Origin of the sequence: Mesorhizobium sp. M7A.F.Ca.MR.148.00.0.0 (genome assembly GCF_003997735.1) — a bacterium.
GTDB lineage: Bacteria > Pseudomonadota > Alphaproteobacteria > Rhizobiales > Rhizobiaceae > Mesorhizobium.
In genome coordinates, this window is record NZ_RZTB01000371.1 from 1 (window position 1) to 574 (window position 574).

The window sequence follows — 574 nt, forward strand, 5'->3', positions numbered from 1 at the left end:
GTCGGCTTCGACCTGCCGCTCGACCTGCGCCACGGCACGCCATTCCAGCAGCGCGTGTGGGAAGCGTTCCGAAGCATCCCGTGCGGCGCCACCACCACCTACACCGCGCTGGCCCGCCGTCTCGGCCAGCCGAACGGCGCCCGCGCCGTGGCGACGGCCTGTGCGGCCAATGCAATCGCGCTCGGCATCCCCTGCCACCGCATTGTCCGCGCCGACGGCACGCTGGCCGGCTACCGCTGGGGCGTCGGGCGCAAGCGCGCCCTGCTCGACAAGGAGGCTACGATATGAATGCCCATGCCAAAATTGCCGCATCGGTGGTCGAAGCTGCTCAGACACGAATCGCCGGTTACGACTGGCCCGCCCTTGCCGCCGAACTGGACGGCTTCGGCTGCGCGGTGATTGAAAAGCTGCTGTCGCCCGAAGAGTGCCGGCAGATCGCCGGCCTCTATTCCGAGGAGAAGCATTTCCGCAGCCACATCCATATGGCCAGGCACGGCTTCGGCAAGGGTGAGTACCGCTATTTCCGCTATCCCTTGCCCGACCTGCTCGGTGGCCTGCGCAGCGCGCTCTATCC

The 574-nt window shown here is 67.6% G+C and carries 1 protein-coding gene and 1 pseudogene; both read left to right on the forward strand.

Annotation, left to right across the window (positions count from 1 at the left end; translation table 11 throughout):
* On the forward strand, window positions 1-288 hold a 288-nt coding region (locus EOB49_RS34560; RefSeq protein ID WP_164781960.1), incomplete at its 5' end, for a methylated-DNA--[protein]-cysteine S-methyltransferase.
* A pseudogene (locus EOB49_RS34565) lies at window positions 285-574 on the forward strand (proline hydroxylase); the annotation flags it as partial. The gene EOB49_RS34560 and the pseudogene EOB49_RS34565, both read left to right, overlap by 4 nt.